The sequence below is a fragment of the Psychromonas sp. genome, from assembly GCF_983033635.1.
Genome location: NZ_CEZLMY010000025.1, coordinates 1 through 17514, shown reverse-complemented (window position 1 = coordinate 17514; position 17514 = coordinate 1). Strand labels below are relative to the sequence as shown.

Annotated in this window: 20 protein-coding genes; all 20 read left to right on the top strand. The window is 42.5% G+C overall.

The window, feature by feature from the left end; genetic code table 11:
* Window positions 1–532 precede the first annotated feature (532 nt).
* Window positions 533–940, top strand: coding sequence for a terminase small subunit (locus tag AC4GME_RS05495; protein WP_490376488.1), 408 nt, complete (start codon window positions 533–535; stop codon window positions 938–940).
* On the top strand, window positions 927–2282 hold the full coding sequence (locus AC4GME_RS05490) for a PBSX family phage terminase large subunit (RefSeq protein ID WP_490376489.1): 1356 nt from the start codon (window positions 927–929) through the stop codon (window positions 2280–2282). Before AC4GME_RS05495 ends, AC4GME_RS05490 begins: the two co-directional genes overlap by 14 nt.
* Window positions 2283–2322: 40 nt before the next feature.
* Entirely contained in the window at window positions 2323–3807 is a 1485-nt protein-coding gene (locus tag AC4GME_RS05485) for a DUF4055 domain-containing protein (RefSeq protein ID WP_490376490.1), read from the top strand.
* A complete protein-coding gene (locus AC4GME_RS05480) occupies window positions 3807–4133 on the top strand; it encodes a hypothetical protein (protein WP_490376491.1) in 327 nt (108 codons plus the stop codon). Before AC4GME_RS05485 ends, AC4GME_RS05480 begins: the two co-directional genes overlap by 1 nt.
* On the top strand, window positions 4133–5218 hold the full coding sequence (locus tag AC4GME_RS05475) for a minor capsid protein (protein WP_490379116.1): 1086 nt from the start codon (window positions 4133–4135) through the stop codon (window positions 5216–5218). Before AC4GME_RS05480 ends, AC4GME_RS05475 begins: the two co-directional genes overlap by 1 nt.
* Window positions 5219–5270: 52 nt before the next feature.
* Window positions 5271–5915: a hypothetical protein gene (locus tag AC4GME_RS05470; protein WP_490379115.1), complete on the top strand. Its 645-nt coding sequence runs from the start codon at window positions 5271–5273 to the stop codon at window positions 5913–5915.
* A 24-nt stretch (window positions 5916–5939) separates the two neighbouring features.
* Window positions 5940–6890 (top strand): major capsid protein, encoded by a 951-nt coding sequence (locus AC4GME_RS05465; RefSeq protein WP_490379114.1) that lies wholly within the window; start codon window positions 5940–5942, stop codon window positions 6888–6890.
* A 9-nt stretch (window positions 6891–6899) separates the two neighbouring features.
* Window positions 6900–7100, top strand: coding sequence for a hypothetical protein (locus tag AC4GME_RS05460; protein ID WP_490379113.1), 201 nt, complete (start codon window positions 6900–6902; stop codon window positions 7098–7100).
* Between the two features lie 165 nt (window positions 7101–7265).
* Window positions 7266–8033 carry a hypothetical protein gene (locus tag AC4GME_RS05455; protein ID WP_490379112.1) on the top strand — a complete coding sequence of 256 codons (768 nt, stop codon included), beginning with the start codon at window positions 7266–7268 and terminating at the stop codon, window positions 8031–8033.
* The gene (locus AC4GME_RS05450; RefSeq protein ID WP_490379111.1) at window positions 8034–8717 is read left to right on the top strand and encodes a hypothetical protein; all 684 of its coding nucleotides are present in this window, start codon (window positions 8034–8036) and stop codon (window positions 8715–8717) included.
* A gap of 1 nt (window position 8718) precedes the next feature.
* Entirely contained in the window at window positions 8719–9261 is a 543-nt protein-coding gene (locus AC4GME_RS05445; protein ID WP_490379110.1) for a DnaT-like ssDNA-binding protein, read from the top strand.
* On the top strand, window positions 9261–9653 hold the full coding sequence (locus tag AC4GME_RS05440) for a hypothetical protein (RefSeq protein ID WP_490379109.1): 393 nt from the start codon (window positions 9261–9263) through the stop codon (window positions 9651–9653). Before AC4GME_RS05445 ends, AC4GME_RS05440 begins: the two co-directional genes overlap by 1 nt.
* Window positions 9653–10045, top strand: a complete 393-nt coding sequence (locus tag AC4GME_RS05435) for a hypothetical protein (RefSeq protein WP_490379108.1) — start codon at window positions 9653–9655, stop codon at window positions 10043–10045. The genes AC4GME_RS05440 and AC4GME_RS05435 overlap by 1 nt, the downstream gene beginning before the upstream one ends.
* The gene (locus tag AC4GME_RS05430) at window positions 10042–10443 is read left to right on the top strand and encodes a phage tail terminator-like protein (protein ID WP_490379107.1); all 402 of its coding nucleotides are present in this window, start codon (window positions 10042–10044) and stop codon (window positions 10441–10443) included. The genes AC4GME_RS05435 and AC4GME_RS05430 overlap by 4 nt, the downstream gene beginning before the upstream one ends.
* Window positions 10444–10497: 54 nt before the next feature.
* Entirely contained in the window at window positions 10498–10905 is a 408-nt protein-coding gene (locus tag AC4GME_RS05425) for a phage tail tube protein (protein ID WP_490379106.1), read from the top strand.
* A 57-nt stretch (window positions 10906–10962) separates the two neighbouring features.
* Window positions 10963–11352, top strand: a complete 390-nt coding sequence (locus AC4GME_RS05420; protein ID WP_490379105.1) for a hypothetical protein — start codon at window positions 10963–10965, stop codon at window positions 11350–11352.
* A gap of 253 nt (window positions 11353–11605) precedes the next feature.
* Window positions 11606–13453 carry a hypothetical protein gene (locus AC4GME_RS05415; RefSeq protein WP_490379104.1) on the top strand — a complete coding sequence of 616 codons (1848 nt, stop codon included), beginning with the start codon at window positions 11606–11608 and terminating at the stop codon, window positions 13451–13453.
* Between the two features lie 59 nt (window positions 13454–13512).
* The gene (locus tag AC4GME_RS05410) at window positions 13513–14277 is read left to right on the top strand and encodes a hypothetical protein (RefSeq protein ID WP_490379103.1); all 765 of its coding nucleotides are present in this window, start codon (window positions 13513–13515) and stop codon (window positions 14275–14277) included.
* Window positions 14274–16766, top strand: a complete 2493-nt coding sequence (locus tag AC4GME_RS05405) for a hypothetical protein (protein ID WP_490379102.1) — start codon at window positions 14274–14276, stop codon at window positions 16764–16766. The genes AC4GME_RS05410 and AC4GME_RS05405 overlap by 4 nt, the downstream gene beginning before the upstream one ends.
* A gap of 12 nt (window positions 16767–16778) precedes the next feature.
* Window positions 16779–17514 (top strand): hypothetical protein (locus tag AC4GME_RS05400; protein ID WP_490379101.1); only part of this gene is annotated, 736 nt, incomplete at its 3' end.

Sequence of the window (17514 nt, the reverse complement as noted above, 5' to 3'; positions counted from 1 at the left end):
GATTCGAAAACCGAATAATAGAGAAATGAGATTATAGCAATGCGTGTATATCATGCGAACTGCCATTATAGCGATTGAGCCTTTCCTCCTTTAGGCGAGCATAATGGATCACAGTAAATGATTAGCCAGGGTTTTTATACTTTTACCCTTCATGTAGATTAATCCGCTATGGTGATAAGGATAGAAAAAGCCTACTTAACAGTGGGCTTTTTCATGGGCTGAATAAAATGCTATACTAAACAAAAGCCGTTGTGCGGCGAAACTAAACATCAGAGGTGTTTATGGAAAATATTAACGACAAAGATTTAATGCGAATATGCAGAGAGGCGCCGAAAGGTCAGACGCATTATGTAAATGAAATGAGAGACTGGAGCGGCAATACTTACTCAATAAGTGAGAATGGAAATTGCATAATAAACAAATCTAGAAGTGAGATTGACATCCGCAATTTCTGCGGCTCTCCAAGAACCTACCTGTTAACTGACATGATGGATGAGCTAAAGCGCAGGGTGCTTGCTAAGGTTGATTCGTTATGACAAAGAAAAAGAAAGAGCCGGACTCCGACCTGTTAATAAAAAACTTTATTTTGCAGGGATGCAAGAATGCCAAGCAAGCCGCTATTGACGCACACTACAGCCCCAAGACAGCAGAGCAATCAGCTAGCAGGGTGTTAAGGGGTGTTAAGGCTCAGGAGGCTATAGAGAAGCACAAGAGAATGGGCAATGAGTCATTTGTATGGAGCAAGCAAGATAAGCTTCAAAAGCTTGAAAAAATAATTGATAGTGCTATGAAGAGTGACTCCGAAAAAGGCATGATTAATATGCAATCTGCCATTGCCGCAATGAAAGAGCACAACCTAATGCAAGGCGACAACGCCCCAACAGTTACAGAGAATACTCATGTAGTTAAATCATTCGCGGATATGTATGGCGACTCTTAACCCAGCACTCAAGGATTTTTGGGTTGATAATAGCGGTAAATTTATCAAGGCTCGTAACCGTATATTGTTTGGTGGTCGCGCATCGTCTAAGAGCTGGGAGTATGCGGGTAGGGGGGCTGGTATAGGGCAGGAATATAAGACTAGATTTCTTTGTGTTCGCCGCTATCAGAATAAAATAAAAGACTCTGTTTATACGCTCATTAAGAATCAAATAAGCAACTTCAAGTTAACTGGCTACAATGTCATGGCTAGCGAGATAAAACACGCTAACGGCACTGAGTTTGCCTTTTATGGTATTGAGCGAAACACTGATGAGATTAAGTCATTTGAGGGTGCTGACGTTCTTTGGATAGAAGAGGCGCACAACCTAACTAAAGAGCAATGGGAAATATTAGAGCCAACAATCAGGAAAGAGGGGTCAGAGATTTGGATCTCGTTTAACCCTGATTTAATAACTGATTTCATTTGGCAACACTTTATAGTAAACCCTCCTCGCAATACAGTATCAAGGCTAATCAATTACACAGAGAATCAATTCCTATCTAAAACGCTATTAGATACTATCGAAGAAATGAAAGAGCAGGACTTTGAACAGTACCAACATATTTATTTAGGCATCCCTAGAAGCGACGATGATGCAGCGATAATTAAGCGCTCATGGATAGAGGCGGCTATTGATTCTCACATTGAATTAGATATGGACTTATCTGGCGCTTTAACTATTGGCTATGATGTTGCTGATAGTGGCGAGGATAAGAATGCTATAGCTAAGTTTAACGGCGCTATTTGTGAATATATCGAGGAGTGGAAAGCCGCAGAGGACGAGCTTGATAAGTCATCATTAAGAGCTTGGTCATTTGTTGGTAGCGGTCGCTTGATTTACGATTCAATAGGTGTGGGTGCTGGTGTAGGTGCAATACTAAAGAATAACGGCAAGCGTGACTATTTTAAATTTAATGCTGCTGAAGCTGCTTTTATGCCTGAAAAGGAATATGCACCAAAGATAACCAACAAGCAGAAGTTTGAGAACTTAAAGGCTCAAGCGTGGCGTGATGTTGCTGATAGGCTTAGAAATACGTTTAATGCAGTGAATAAAGGAATGAAATATCCAGCCAGTGAGCTAATAAGCATTAGCTCTGATATAAAAGAGATTGAAGCGCTCAAAACAGAGCTGTGTTCGCCTCGCAAAGATTACTCAAAGCGAGGACTTGATATGGTTGAGAGCAAAAAGGACTTGGCTAAGCGCGGGATAAAGTCACCAAACAAAGCGGACGCATTTATAATGGGTGCGTGCCCTCATCTGGTTAAGCTGAATCGTGGGCGATTAAACATCGATAATTAATAAGTGCTACAATATACAAAACTAACATAAGGCAAAAGCAATGGGTATTTTAGATAAGAACAAAGACTATGAACAAGCGCTCCCATTGTGGACGCAGACACGCGCAGCTGTTGAAGGTAAAAACGCAGTGCTTGAGTTGGCTATGGGTGGCGGATTATGCTCTCCATTGTATCGAACAACTAAAACAAATCACGAGCAAGTAAGGCTGCGGAAGTTTAATTACTGGAATCGTGCCAAATACTTCAATGCAACCGGCAGGACTTCAGATGCTTACGGCGGTATGATTTGGAGTAAGCCACCTGCTCCTGAATGGTCACCACAAATGAGCTTCTTGGATGAAACAGCAGACGGTAGCAACTCAATTCGCGAAGTAGCCCAAAAAGTAACTGATGATATGATTGATGTAGGTCGCTATGGCATGCTGGCAGATATGGGTAGCACTGATGGTCAGACGATGGCTGAGCAAGAGGCTAATAACCCGCGAGCGATTGGATACATATCAGACCAGATTTACTACTGGCGTGAAGATGGTAACACTTTGCAAGAGGTACGATTAACCGAGAGTTACCAGGAAAAAGTTAAAGATAACGACTTCGATTATGAAACTAAGACGCAAGTTAGGCGTTTAATAATGATTGATGGTGTTTACCACAATCAAGTGTGGCGCGGTAAAGAAGGCAGTAACAGCAAAGATAAAGTTTACTCAATGGTTAGTGATGCAACACCGAAAGCAAGTGGTAAGCTTTTTAATTTAATACCGTTTCAATTCTTCGGTGCAGATGATAACAGCCCAGCAATTGGCTCAATACCGATGTTTGACTTGGGCTCTCAAAACTTAGGGCACTACACTCTAGACGCTGATAACCGAGATAACCTGCATTATCACGGGCAGGGTATGACGAATATTTTTACATCTATGGACACGACTGAGTTTGATGAAAATAATCCAAACGGCCTTGATGTAGGTGCAAAGGGTCGCAACCTATTAAAGCAAGATGACAAGGTTGAAATACTACAGATTGAAGCAACTGGAGCAATCCCTGCTGAAATGCTGCGCGACGAGCAACGAATGATTATGTTAGGCGCTCAAGTAGTAACAGATACAAGCTCAACGGCAACGCTAGGCGCTAAGGAAATGGAGTTTGGGGCGAGTACATCAACACTTAAACGAATCAGCCAGAATGCAACGTCAGGGCTTAATCAGGTGCTTGAGTGGATGCAATTGTTCAAAGGTATCGCAACTCCAATTAGCTACACGCTCAACACTGAGTTTGTCACTGATGATATGACACCAGAACAAGTTAACGCTCACATTGTTGCAGTTCAGCAAGGCATGTTGCCACCTTCAAGCTTTGGCGATACAGCTCGTAAGGCTGGCTTTACTAAGCTAACAAATGACGAAATCAAAACAGCGATTGAAGATGAGGCTTTTGTGCCTGGTGGAACTACTGAAGAGCAAGCGACATTGGAGGCTGAAATTGAGCGCTTGAAAGAAGAGAATGCAGCATTAAAGGCGGGTGAATAATGGCTGTACACGAATGCAGAAAAGGAAGCGGCTTTATGTGGAAAGTGCTTTCGGCGTGCCAATATTACGGAGACTTTGACCAGGTGTTTAACTTGGTTGTTAAAGTAACCTTAAGTAACCCTATAGAACTATCTGTAAATGGCGGGGACTGGGGCAGCGCAACAAAGCACGGGCTGAATGCTAAAGAGTCTGATTTTTACGCGATTCTAAAGGTGATTGGTTACGAGTCACTTGCTAAAAGCCCGGTAAAATCCATCACGGTAACACTTCAAAATAATAGCGCGGCTAGTGTTTGTGTTGATATGCTTTGTGTTGAGGCGGGCTAATGGCTAGCAATGATGTATTGACCGGCATTTACTCGTCCCACAGTATCTATTTAGAGCGCGTGGCTGCTGGCTTTGGCTTGGCTGTCAATCCATACCTAGCAAGAATAGATGCCAGAGTGGGCGCGGTTTTAAACAAGATGCCTGCTCGAGCGCTAACCACTGAGCAGCGTAACGAAGTTCTAGACGAAATTGATGCTATTAATCGCGGTGAATTACAAGGCTATACGGCAGAATATAAAGAGAATAACAAGGAATTAGCCGAGCATGAAAACGAGTTCAACGCTAAAACTTTAACTACTGTTGCAGTAGATTACACTGCCGTAGCTCCTACTGTTGCCGCGGTTAACTCTATTGCTATCGGCTCGCCTATGAAAGTAGGCGATAAGCAATTCACTACTTACAATCGATATGTTAACGCGTACTGGAAAAAGTATGCTGATATGATTAACAGCATTGCCGAAGCTGGATTTCTAACCGGTGGCACTAATCGAGAGATTGCCAATGCAATAATGAGCGCGCTGCCAGATGATTTAAAGCGAGCTAGTAACGGCGCTAAGACAATGGCAAGGACAGCAACCAATCATTACGCTAACGCAGCAACAAAGGCTTTTGTTGATAAGAATGATAAAGTGCTAACTGGTTATAGATTCATTGCCACGCTTGACGGTGACACCTCTCAGCAGTGCAGGAGTTTAGATCAACAAGTATTTCCACAAAATGCCAATAACATACCATTCCCGCCACTTCATCCAAATTGTAGATCGAGAATGATTTACGAGGTTGATGCTAGATACCGTTATGATGACTCAGCAAGTGAGAGACCTAGCACGTTTGAAGTCGACGGCGATAAGGATAAAAAGCGCGTATCAAGCAAGGCTATTTATTACAATGAATTAGGAAAGTTGGACGCCGCAAGTCAGGACGCCGTATTAGGCCCTACTTTAGGTAAAGCTTTTCGCAAGATGGATGACAACGCACTATTCGCTAAACAGACAATTGACAGCACTTACAACCCAATTTCAATTAAAGATTTAAAGAAAAAAGATAACGAATTGTCAAGAGTTTTAAACGAGCAAGCTAAGTGATATAATTTACTAACCGTGGCTGAGCCACACAACAAACCTTGAGGGTTATACGATGACAGATGCAACATTTACACAAGAGCAATTGGATGACGCTGTTACAGCAGCAGTTGAGCGACTACAGCAAAAGAACAATGATTTAATCGGTGAGCGCAGGGCTGATGGTGAAAAAATAACAGCAGCACAGCAAGCGATTGAAGCGGCCAACAAGGTTGCAAGTGACGCAAAAAAAGCGCAGTTAGCAAATGATCAAAAGTGGGATGAATTAAGCGAGCTTCACGCTAAAGAGCTGGCAACGGCAACAGCGACAAGCCAACAATTGCAGGAGCTGGCTGAGTCACGACTTAATAAAATTCACTCTGACAACGCTATTAACGAAGTGTTAAGTAACGTTGATGACCGCTTTAAGCCATTTGTCAAGACTCAATTAGCATCAATTACAAAAGTGTCGTATAATGAACAAGGTGAAGCCGTTACAACAATCACAGACGGTGACAAGCAATTTACAAGCGTTGCAGACTTCCTTGGTAGTGCCAAAGAGTCCGATACGTGGAAATCAGTTTTAAAAGGTGTCGATTCCAGTGGGGCAGACACAAAAAATAGTAATGGCGGTGGTGCCGCATTCGATAGCAGTAAACCATTTAGCTCTCAATCAATGGCGCAGAAAAAAGCGTACATGGAAGCTAAACACGGACAATAGTTTTTATAAATAGAGGTACTACCAATGGCTTTAAGTAATTTTGATATTTTCAACAAGTGGACGCAACTAACGTCCACTGAAGTCGTCGATCAGCAAGTAGACTTGTGGAACGGCGCGACACGTAACGCTTTAAGTTTAGTGAGCGCGGCAGATAATGCCGGTGACTTAGCTGAAAAATCTGCTTATGCGTTAATGGCTGGTTTATACGGGAACCGAGATCCTTCTTCAGTTGCTGCGCTTGCATCAACTCCACTTGCTACATTGAAAGAAGCTGCTGTTAAAGTTGGCATGGGTTCTTTGCCAATGGAATATACCGGCTCACAATTTGATTGGACGTTACGCGACCCTCAAGAGGCTGGCATTGCGTTTGGTGAGCAAGTAGGTAAAGCTAAGTTCCAGTACATGCTAAATAGCGCTATTGCTGCTGCTGTTGCTGCTGTAACTACAACAGGCTTAACTTACGGCGGGACTGCTGCAGTAGCAAACTTAACTAGCTTAAATAGTGCGGCTCGTTTATTTGGTGATCGCTCTGCATCCCTTGTAACTTGGATTATGCACAGTAAATCATTGCATGATATTTATGCAAACTCCCTAGCGAACTCAAACAGATTATTCGTGTTTGATAATGTTCAGGTTATGGACGATGGATTTAATCGCATCTTAGTAATGACTGATTCACCGGCATTATTCTTCGATAATGCAGGGACAGATAATTATTACCAACTTGGCTTCGTTCCTATGGGCGTTATGGTCGAAGATAACGGCGACTCTCGCGTTTACACTGAAACCAAGACTGAGTTTGATAATGCCAAGCAGCTAATTAAAGAGGAAGCTAGCTTTAATTTAGGCGTTAAGGGCATGACTTACGCGGGGCCTGTTCAGCCAGATGATGCCGATTTAGCTCTAGCAGCTAACTGGACTCAAGTTGCAACTAGCACAAAAGACACGGCGTTAGTTGCCGCAATCACACTTTAAGGATTGATTATGACCGATATTTTCATTAAAGACGGGTTTACGCTAGAAGAAGCTGCAGTTCTACGCGCGCGAAACCCTAAAGCAAAGCTTTGTGACAAGAATAATTTTTCATTCTTTAACTTTAAAGGCAAATCAATCAAGGCAGAGGGTCAGGACAAATTGACCAAGTACCTATTTGATAAAGCAGTAAAAGCAGGCGCTAAGGCTTAGCAATTAAATAAAGGGGCTTCGGCCCTTATCTCATGGAGAAATGGCAATGAGAGCAATGAACACTATATTAGCTGATATCGTTATCGCGGCAGGCGGAACGGTAACAAATCCAAGCAATAGAAACTCCCTCCTTAAAGACTGGCTACTAGCCCTTGGCGGTGCTTAATGAGTATACGCAATGAATTACTAGAGAATATCGTAACAGGCTCAAGTGGAATACTGGCTGGCAGCTTGGCGATATCCGCAGGATTGAATCCAGAAAAAGCCTTACAGGTTGCTAAGTTTGCATATAATCCAGATGTTGACACATCAGACGAGGAGGACGTATGGAGCGTGGGCGGAACGCTAGTGAGATTATCGACCGCTGAGAAGATTGTTGTAGCTTCAACGGATGTGATAGATATTATAATTAGAGGCGTAGATAATGATTATAATCTATTGACAGAGACTTTAACTTTAAGTGTTGGCGCAACAACAACAATTAATGAATTCCTAAGTGTTTACAGTTCACAGGTGGCACCAGATTCAGCCGTTGTTAACGCTGCAAATATAACAGGTACAGCGGAAGTTGCTGGAGATGTACAGTTTAGAATAGACGCAGGCAACGGTCAAACAGAGATGTGTCACTATGTTGTACCAGATGGTCACACGGCTTTTTTGAATGGACTACACAGCACAAGCTCCCGCAATGATGATGCTATAATTAGGCTTCAATTGTCAGTTGACGGCGCGGCATATATTGCCAAGTATGTCAATGAAATTTCTGATGCGTCACCCCCTGTTACCTTTGGCGGCAACCCGGTAGCTATAGGTGAAAAGACTTGGGTGAGATTTAGAGCGCAAGGTAAAACTGTCAATACAAGAGTTAGCGTTAATTATCAATTGGTGTTGTACGCTAATGAATACTTAGCAGAAATAACAAAGGGGTTTTAGATGGGCATTAGAAATGAATTGCTTGAAAAGATATTGTCAGAAGTTGCAGGGCAAGGCGGCGGCGCAGTCTTAACTGTAACGGGCAATCTGGTAGACAATACAGATCCAATTAATCCTGTTGTTAATCAAGATCCAAATCTAAGCGTCTTATTAAATAGCAGGGCATCATTCGGTAATACCGTGGCAACTGATGGTCTACTTGGTCCTGTATCAATAACAGGAACAGGTGACGAGCAACTACCACCACCAACAACGCCACAACCACCCACAGGAGGAAGCTATAACGGCTATGTTAAGGTCAATGGACTTACTCAAATAACAGCGAGCGGCGAGGTTTCAGTTGTCGGCGGTGAACTTGTAATAGGGGCTAACGGTGCAGGGGACTACAGAACGCCTCACGCATGGCTGGACATTTCAACGAGTGCCAACAACAACGTTATAGGCTTTGTGTTTGGCATTGAGAAATTCGGAACTGGTTTAGTTTCATTCAGTCAGCGAGTAACGGGTGAGCGTGGAGCGGCGCAAAACTTACCCTCTAATATCTCAGGCGGTGGCTTTGTCGAAGGATTAGAGCCTGGGGATAAGGTTTCACTTTGGGCTGCTTGCTCAGTGGACGCAGATCTAACTCTTTACGATGGGAATATTGGCTTGGAAATGGCCTGCCCGCTAAGCATGAAGGTGTAACATGACTTTAACAATTGAAGATGGTACGGGCGTTGCAGATGCGGATAGTTTTATCAATCTTGCAGATGCTCGCACGTTAGCTGCTAATTACGGATTGACAATTGCTGCTACTGATCCAGAAGCCGAGGTGCAATTAAGACAGGGTTATCTTGGGTTACTTAATTCAGAGCGGCAATTACAAGGTTATCGAACGTTTGATATTCAGACTGGCATTTTCCCGCGTACTGGCGTTTATAATAACTGCGTATTAGTTGATAGTGAATCAATACCGCAATCAGTAATATTGGCACAGCTTTACTACTCTGATTCAATCAACAGCGGAACAGAAACAAATGGCACTAATGACGGTCAAGACTTGTCAGGATTTAACGTTCAAGGTGTTTACTCTGAAACATATCAAGACGGAACAAGCAAGAAGCTAAATGCAACCATACAGGGCGTTACTAACTCGCTCTATCCACTTACCAAGGCAGGCTTCGCAAGCTCTCCTTGTGGCACTGGTGGTGGTTTGTATCGCGAGAACTTTGGGCAGGAGTGGATCTAATGGCTGGTGTTGATATTCAAGCAAAGGTAAGGTCTGGACTAAACAAGGCTATAGGAGCAACAAGCTCTGCAACAGCTCCGTTAGTTTACCTAATAGAAATGGTCGGAGGAAATGGCACACCAACAAACCCAACTGTACCAACTGAAAGCCCAGTGTTATTAGTTGACGCGATATTTAAAAGCACGACAGAAAATATAGGGCAATCAAATACCGGCACATTCTCTTCATTAATAGAAGCGGGTGATCGCCTAATGGTCAGTAATGGCGATGTGCTGATAAGCCCTAATGACATTATAGAAAATGGCACAACTAGATTAATTGTTGTTGATGTAGATGTCAAAGAGCCGTCAGGTGTTCCGCTTGCTTACATTGCATTGGTCAGGCAGCAGTAATGCCATTGCATGGACTTAGAAAGGTTAAAGACGCAATAGAAGATCGCGTTAATGATATGAACGATCATCTGCGCGCCATTTATTTGCAGGGGCTATCAAATATTGCAGTAGGAACTCCGGTTCTTGAGGGCATGGCAAGAAACGGTTGGTTTCTAAGTGACGGAACACCACTAGAAACTTTACCATCATCAGCATCAAAAGGCGGAGCTGATTCACTAGCTAGATTAGCTAGAATGCCTGATTACGTTTTAGGGTTAAATATTTATTACGCGAATAATCTGCCTTACATTAACCGACTAAACTATACAGATTGGGCTATAGTGCCAGGTACTCGCGGCTGGGTTAACCGTGAAATAACGCAGATGCAAACAGCAATAAGGCGCATTAAATGAGTCAACTATCAATAAGAAATTCATTATTAACTAAGCTTGAAACATTGGCGATTACCGACATTGCTTACGAGAACGCAGGGTTTGATCCGACCGGCAAAGATGATTTTATGGCGGCTTACTTTATTCCAGCAACTTCTGATTCATGCGGAAAAACATCAGCTTCAAGTGACGATGAGCGCGGGATATTTAGAGTATCAGTGTTCATAAAGTCAAATGCAAAAACTTTTGATAATCGACAATTAGAAATAATCGACACATTAAAACAAACTTATTACAACGGCGTTGTTATTGACGATGTGCAGATAGGCGAGGTAACTATTGCACAGCCTGTTATTGATGGCGCTCACTATAGGCGCGATGTAAATATAGATTACACAAGCTTTCAAAGCAGAATTTAATTAATTCAACTAATGGGTGTATAATAACACTCTAAACAAACAGAGGTAAAAATTATGTCAGGTGAATTGAATGGAACGCTCGTTATCATTTCTGATAGCGTAGGTGAGATAGTTGGACAAGGTGAAGCTACCGTAACATTTAACGGAGCTCCAATTAATATTAGTAACAAATCGCTTGGTGACTGGGTTGTTTTGCTAGACGCAGAGTTAGCAACAAAGCAATTTCAGGTTGCTTTAACTTGTGTTTACAATGATGACGCACAATATCAAAAAGTACGTGCAGACTCGTTTTCAGGAACGCAAGGCGCTTACACTGTGACTTATGGTGCAACAGGGGAAACTATCCCTGGGACATTTGTACCAACTGGTTTAAGCGATGCTTTGCCGCATGGTGATAAAGTTTCAACGTCACTTACGCTTATGTCTAGCGGAGTTGTGACGCATACACCTCAAACGCCTTAACATTAAATCGTTATATTATCGCGCTCTTTATGGGCGCTTACTTTTATCGGGGAAGCTATGAAGCTTTGTTATAAAGAATATCCTTGTAAGATGTCACTCGGTGCCATGAAGCAATTCAAGCAAGCAACCGGCAAAGACTTGTGGTGTACGTTACTGCAATTCATGGAGGTTTATGCGGAATCGAAAGACGAATCTCTTGTTGTTCGTATGCGCAAATTATATGAAATTGTTGATTTCGAAACAGCTGCGCATTTATTTCATTCACTAATCAGAACTGAAGATAAATCTATTCCGCTTGAAGAAATAGAAGATGCGATGTTTAAAGTCGGCTGGTTGCCTACTGATCGACCTGGTGATATGTCTGAGCCTTGGACTTTTGTTTTGGTTCCTATTGCGCACGAAATAAACAAGCAGTTTGAAATGGATGTTAGCAATTTAAAAAAGTAATATGCAGTTATCAAACGCCAGTTAAGAGAAAGCTAAAAGCGTTTGACTTTGACCACTTCGGCTACTGGAAATACTGCGTTAAAGAGTTAAAGATTCAGCCTTCCGAAGCTTGGAATTTGGATTTTGTAGAGATACGCTGCCTTGCCGAGCTAGAAGATAGTAACAAGCAAGATTTATCATTAATGCTTAATTTTGAACGCAAAAGAAACGGCGCTTCAAACGAATTTCTAGGCATGAATCAAGAGGTTTAATCATGGCAACAGAACCATTAATAGTTCAGCTGGATTCAAAAGTTGGGAAGCTTGAGGCCGACTTGTTATCTGTCAATAAGAAGCTAGATAAGCTAGATAAGCAGACTGAGAAAAACGATAGCTCATTTAAAAAGTTAAGCGCAACATCAATAGGGGTTGCTAAAACACTTGGGGCCGCAGCCACTGCGGGGCTTGCTCTAGCGACTGCAATGTCTGCAATTATCGTATCATCCGCTAAATCACAAAAAGAACTTGAACTATTGTCAAGACAAGCAAAGCTATCAACTCAAGATTTTGAATCCCTGTCATTTGCAACAAGCCAATACGGAATCAATGCAGAACAAATAGCTGATATTTCAAAAGATTTATCCGATAAAATGGGTGAATTTGGAAAGGTCGGAACTGGTGCGTTTCAAGATTACGCCGATATTATAGGGCTAACTAAAGATCAGGCAAAGGCTGCTGCAATTGAATTTGAGAACATGAGTAGTGATCAAGTTATCGGGCAGATGGTTAGTAAAATGGAAGAGGCTGGAGCAAGCGCAAATGAGATGACGTTTGTTCTTGAGTCGATGGGTAATGACCTTTCAAGATTGCTACCTCTTTTTGCTGATAACAATGTTGAGCTTGATAAACTGAGAAATAGATATGACAACGTATCTAAATCAATGGCAATAACGTCGAAAGAAGCAAAGGGGCTTGAGGTTGTTTCAACTAACTTTGACTTAATGACAGCTTCACTTAGCAAGTCAGGCACATTGATATCGGCACAATTAGCTCCAATGCTTAGTGAATTTTTTAGCAGTGTAATAACTGTCGTGCCGCAAGCAACACAGGTTGTTATAGACTTCATAAACTCGTTTAAAGATGCGGCAGACGTAACAAATATAAACTCAGCAATGAACTTGCAAAAAGAAGCAATAGAAAGAGTTGCAGAGGCTCAGGAAAAGCTTAACGATGCAATTAGCAAGGGCGGTGAGCTAGGCGGTAAGGGCATCCAATCAGACAGGGTTACTCTGCTTACTTCTCAGATAGAAGAGGCAACCGCGAGGGCTGAGGAATTAGGCGAGCAGATAGTCAGGCTCGAGGGCGCAACCACTCCTAAAGGTGGCGATATCTCAGCGACTCTTGGCGGTGCTGCCGTAGGTGGAACTGGCGGTACTGGTGATGAGCTAGCTGCATTAGAAGATAGATTTAAATCTGAGGAATTATTGCTAGGCGAAAAGTTAGAGCGTGAACTAATAATTGCCAGTGAAAATAACGAGCTTAAATTGCAGCTTCATAAGGAATTTATACAGGCAATTATGGAGTTAGATAATGCCGCCGAACAAGAAGAGCTTGAGCGCATTGATCGACTAGCAAAGGCAGATGAAAAAGCAAAGAAATCAGCGTTAAAAGACACAGACAAGAAAAACAAAGGGCAGGCAACAAGCGATCAAATATACGCAGGCGTTGCTCTTGATGTAGCAGGTGAAATATTCGAGGGTAACAAGGCCGCTGATGCTGGTCTAGTTGTAACAAAAACAGCAGTGGCAGTAATGCATCAAATGGGGTCTGGTGATCCATATACAGCTTTTGCAAGGGCCGCTGCCGTTGCCGTTGCTGGTGCTGTTCAATTGGGTAATGTGCTTAGCGCTTCAGAGGGCGGCGGGTCTGTTTCATCGGCTGGAGGTGACGCGGCTGTCACGGAAGTGCCTGAGCCAACAAGCGAGCTAGCGGTTAGTAGCACAGAAGAAGGGGGGCTTGGTAGGGATATTGTAATCAGATTCGAGTCTGGAGATAATGACGCGCTAGCTGTTGCACTTAATGGTATACTGAACGAAGCAACAGTAAACGGGGCTATATCATGATCGCATCAATAACAAACATAGCAAGCACTTCAACAATAACAGCGCTACCAGATAGCGCATTGCAGGATATTAATGTAATAACTGACGGTGATTACTCTTCTGTTTATACTGACACTTTAGCCGGGCAGGTAACTATTACTTTCGTTTTTCCTGCTGAGATTTACGTGGGCTATATTGCAATCGGCGGCAGTAACATTGCAAAAAAAGATTCTATCCAGGTAACGACATCAAACGAGCCTGAGCCGATATACTGGCAAACTGTTAGTAGTGAGCAGCTAGTATCTAACGACCCTTTTGATTTAACCGTTAGTTTAGGTGGCACTGTTGATGATTCGCAATTAGGTAAAAACGAATCAAATGTATTAATGTACAAAGTTGACACAGCAGGAGTTAGGCGCGTAACTGTTATCGTGAAAGGTACAGGTCAAATATCAATAGCAGAGATTGCGATAGGCGAGTATTACGAAATACCAAGAGGAGAGCAAAGCGGTTATAATCGCCCGTGGACAGTTCCAAATATCAAAGCTCGCTCAGCGGTTGGGCTTAATAACTCGCCTATTAATTTATCTTATGAATCTCGGTCATTGAAATGCGTTTTAACTGTTCCTAATAATATTATAAGAGACTTTGACGGCTGGTATAATTTTATTAACTTCGCTGCTAATAATACCTTTTATATATTAGAGGATGGTGATAAAACGCACTCTTACGCCGGTTTCAATGCAGTTCCAGCTATGACAAAAGCACACGCTCAAACAAGGTCTTTAGGTGTTTCGACAATAAACTTTAATGCGTTTGCAAAATCAACGGAGGCCTTATTTTGACAATTAAAGAGAATTTCAAACAAAGCCACTTTGTTGTTTACGAATTGGTTTTACCATATTGCACAGTATGCACGCCAGTTGGTGACTTGACCGAAGCATGGCACACGCCGGTAACCTGTGAGGAGAGTAGCGATTCTGAATACTCGCTTTTCTTCACGAGAAACGCTGCACCTATAATGAGTCCGCCATCAACAGCAATCGGTATAAAGTCTCAATTGAATAGCTCTGTTTGGCGTTGCGTATCAAGTGCAAGCGAATCGACAGCAAGATTAAAGCCGGGTGAAGGAATGGCAAGCCGAGGGACAATGTCCTTAACTATGACGGATTTTGAGGGTGATCCAGGGCCGATTAACTTTAGCGAAGATGGTACATTTTTTGGAAAGCTGAAAGCTCGCAATGTTTTAGATGGTAAAAAGATAATCACGCATTATTACACTATAACGCCAGAATCAGAGACGCCGGTTGAAGTTAGTGCGTCAACACACTTTATAGAGAAAGCCACGCTAACAAAAGGCAAATTCTCAATAAGCGCAAAGGACGCATTGAAAGATTTGGAGGCATTTAGCCAGCAATTCCCAATACCAACAGAAGCTAAATTAACTGTTGATATTGACGATGTAACAACAACAATTCCAGTTGATGACGGGTCGTTATTTACCGCTGAAGATGTGATTATAATCGATAAAGAGCTAATGCGAATCCAAAGCATTAACGTTAATAACTTAACTGTTTACACTCGTGGCTCTGAGTATCAAGCGGTTGATACAACGACAATTTACAAGACGAACACAAACAATCATACGATAGATTCAACGGTGCAAATCTGTTATGTGATGAGTAAGACGTTTTTATCTAATGTTCTGCAAGATATTTTTAACGCTGTAGGTCTTTCTGCTTACGTTGATTTCACTCAGTGGGATGATGAGATTTCTGACTGGAATGAAAATGCTTTTTTGTACGGTGTGTTTCACTCGCCAACTGAGGCGGATGAGTTAATCAATCATTTACTTACTGATTACATGATAGATATGTGGCTAGACCAGCCAATACAGAAAGCCGTTGTAAGTGCAACAACAGCGTGGAAACAATCAATAAGAACAATTACAGAAGAGAATGATTTAAGCGACCTAAGAACCTCGACAAGCGCGAATACACGGTTTAGCAGAGCTTACATTTATAATAAAAAAGATTTCCAAGCAGAGAATGAAGATGAAACAAATTATTCTCAGCTGACATTGCACAAAGATATTACAACTGAATCTTCGGATTTATACGGATCAATAAAAGTAAAAGAGTTTGAGCCGAGTAACTTTATAACGCCTGATAGCGCTTTTATACTTGTGTCTCGTTATGTTCAGCGATTCGCAAGGACACCTGAAGAGCTAAGCTTTAAAATGGAAGAGCGTAAGCTAGCTAATAGCAGAATTGGTGATGTGGTTGATATAGTAACAAGGGACTCGCAAACGCCATCAGGAGAGTTTTTGCAGGCTAGAATCAGATCTCAATTGATAGAGATTAAGCCAAATCTTAACGGTGTTGGCAGAATGTACGATGTTAAGGCTCTTAGTTACGTGCCATTGATAGCATCAACACCAGGCGGCGATTTAACTATATTTATAAGCGGTACTGTTTTCGATGTCAATCTATACGCGAGGGCAGGCGCGCCACCAGAGCCGCTTAATGTAACATTTGTTTTTGATGAGTGTACAATAGGATCTACGGCAAACAACGTGCCATCCATTAGGGCTGGTGCGTTTGATGCGGCAAGTGTTATAAAACTTATATTCACTAACAGCTCTAAAGTTTCAGCTCGTGGTGGTGATGGTGGTGACGCTTCTGTAACTAACTCAAGATTCGCAGGAGCAGCAACAACAACTAACGCAACAGATGGCGGTGATATATACCAGTCTGACGGAATAGAATCAGAGTTATATCTTAACTATGGAACTGTTGATACTTACGTTACAGATTGCGAAATGTATGCTGCTGGTGGAGGTGGTGGATCTTCAGCAGCAACGACTTATGTAACAGATGATCCAGCTGGCGTTTCTGTTGGTGTTGCAACAAGTGGCGGTGGTGGCTCTGGCATTCCTTCTGGCTCTGCCGGTGCGCTTAGTGGATTTGTTGGTGAGTTAGAATCACCACCAGACATTCAAACAGGGCAAGACGGCACATTTAATGGCGGCGGAATTGGAGCAACAGCAACAAATTTTGCCACTCAGACAATTGGAACTGCGCCACCAGTTACAGCAACGGCACAAGCAGATTCAAGCTCTGGCGATGGCAGGTGGGGCTTAGATGGTGGATTTTCCACAGCAACCACAACGGCTATCGAAGGAACAAAACAAACTGATTTTGTATCTATTAGCAACGCTGGCTTAGCCGGTGGCGCAATAAAAGGCGCAAATGTTACGGTATTCAACCTAGCGGCAGAAGCAAGTAAATTCAGAGACGGAAACAGCGACTCTTATGTATTAATCACAGTATAGGATAAATAAAACATGGCTGATTACAATCTTCCCTTTAGTGGGGACCAAACAGCGGAATACTTAGCAAAAGCTCGTGACTTCTCAGGAGTTCCGCTTGATGACGGGCTTTACTCTGGATCAAAAACTTACACGGCTTACAATCAATACTTAAACGACAACGGCGCTTTATTTAAATTAAGTCCTGCTGTTGCTCTTGGGTATTCTATTAATTTAGGCGCGTACCCACTAGCAAAAGATGACCCTAATTTAATCCCGTACATTAGCTGGGAATCTAACGCCGGTTGGGATGTAATAGGTGATTTCGCAAACACTCCAGAGCTAACAGGTACTAATGATGTTCTTTCATCTAAATCTATTGTTGGTTTTGAGGATGCATTGTGGCGCACAAACCAGGATTTGCCATACACACCAACAGGAACAGACCCGACTCAAGCTCCAGAGCTGGGTAAGTGGTTTGCTGTGTCCATTGGTAATTTAAGATCTGTACTTCGCTCACTAAACGCGAAAGATACAGAGGGGGTTTACAGCACAGACACCACGACACCTATAGGCGCAGGTGGTGGTGTTTTATATATCTATGACGCAAGCGCGCAAGTAACTTGGGGCATTCCTGCTGGTGTTGGTGCTGGTGAGACTATACAAAGCGTTGATGGAAGTGATTTGGTAACTAGTGGAGGAAATTACACACTACTGCCAAATGATGGCGGAAACGTTGAGGTTATAGCTGAAAATTCAACATTACCTGCAA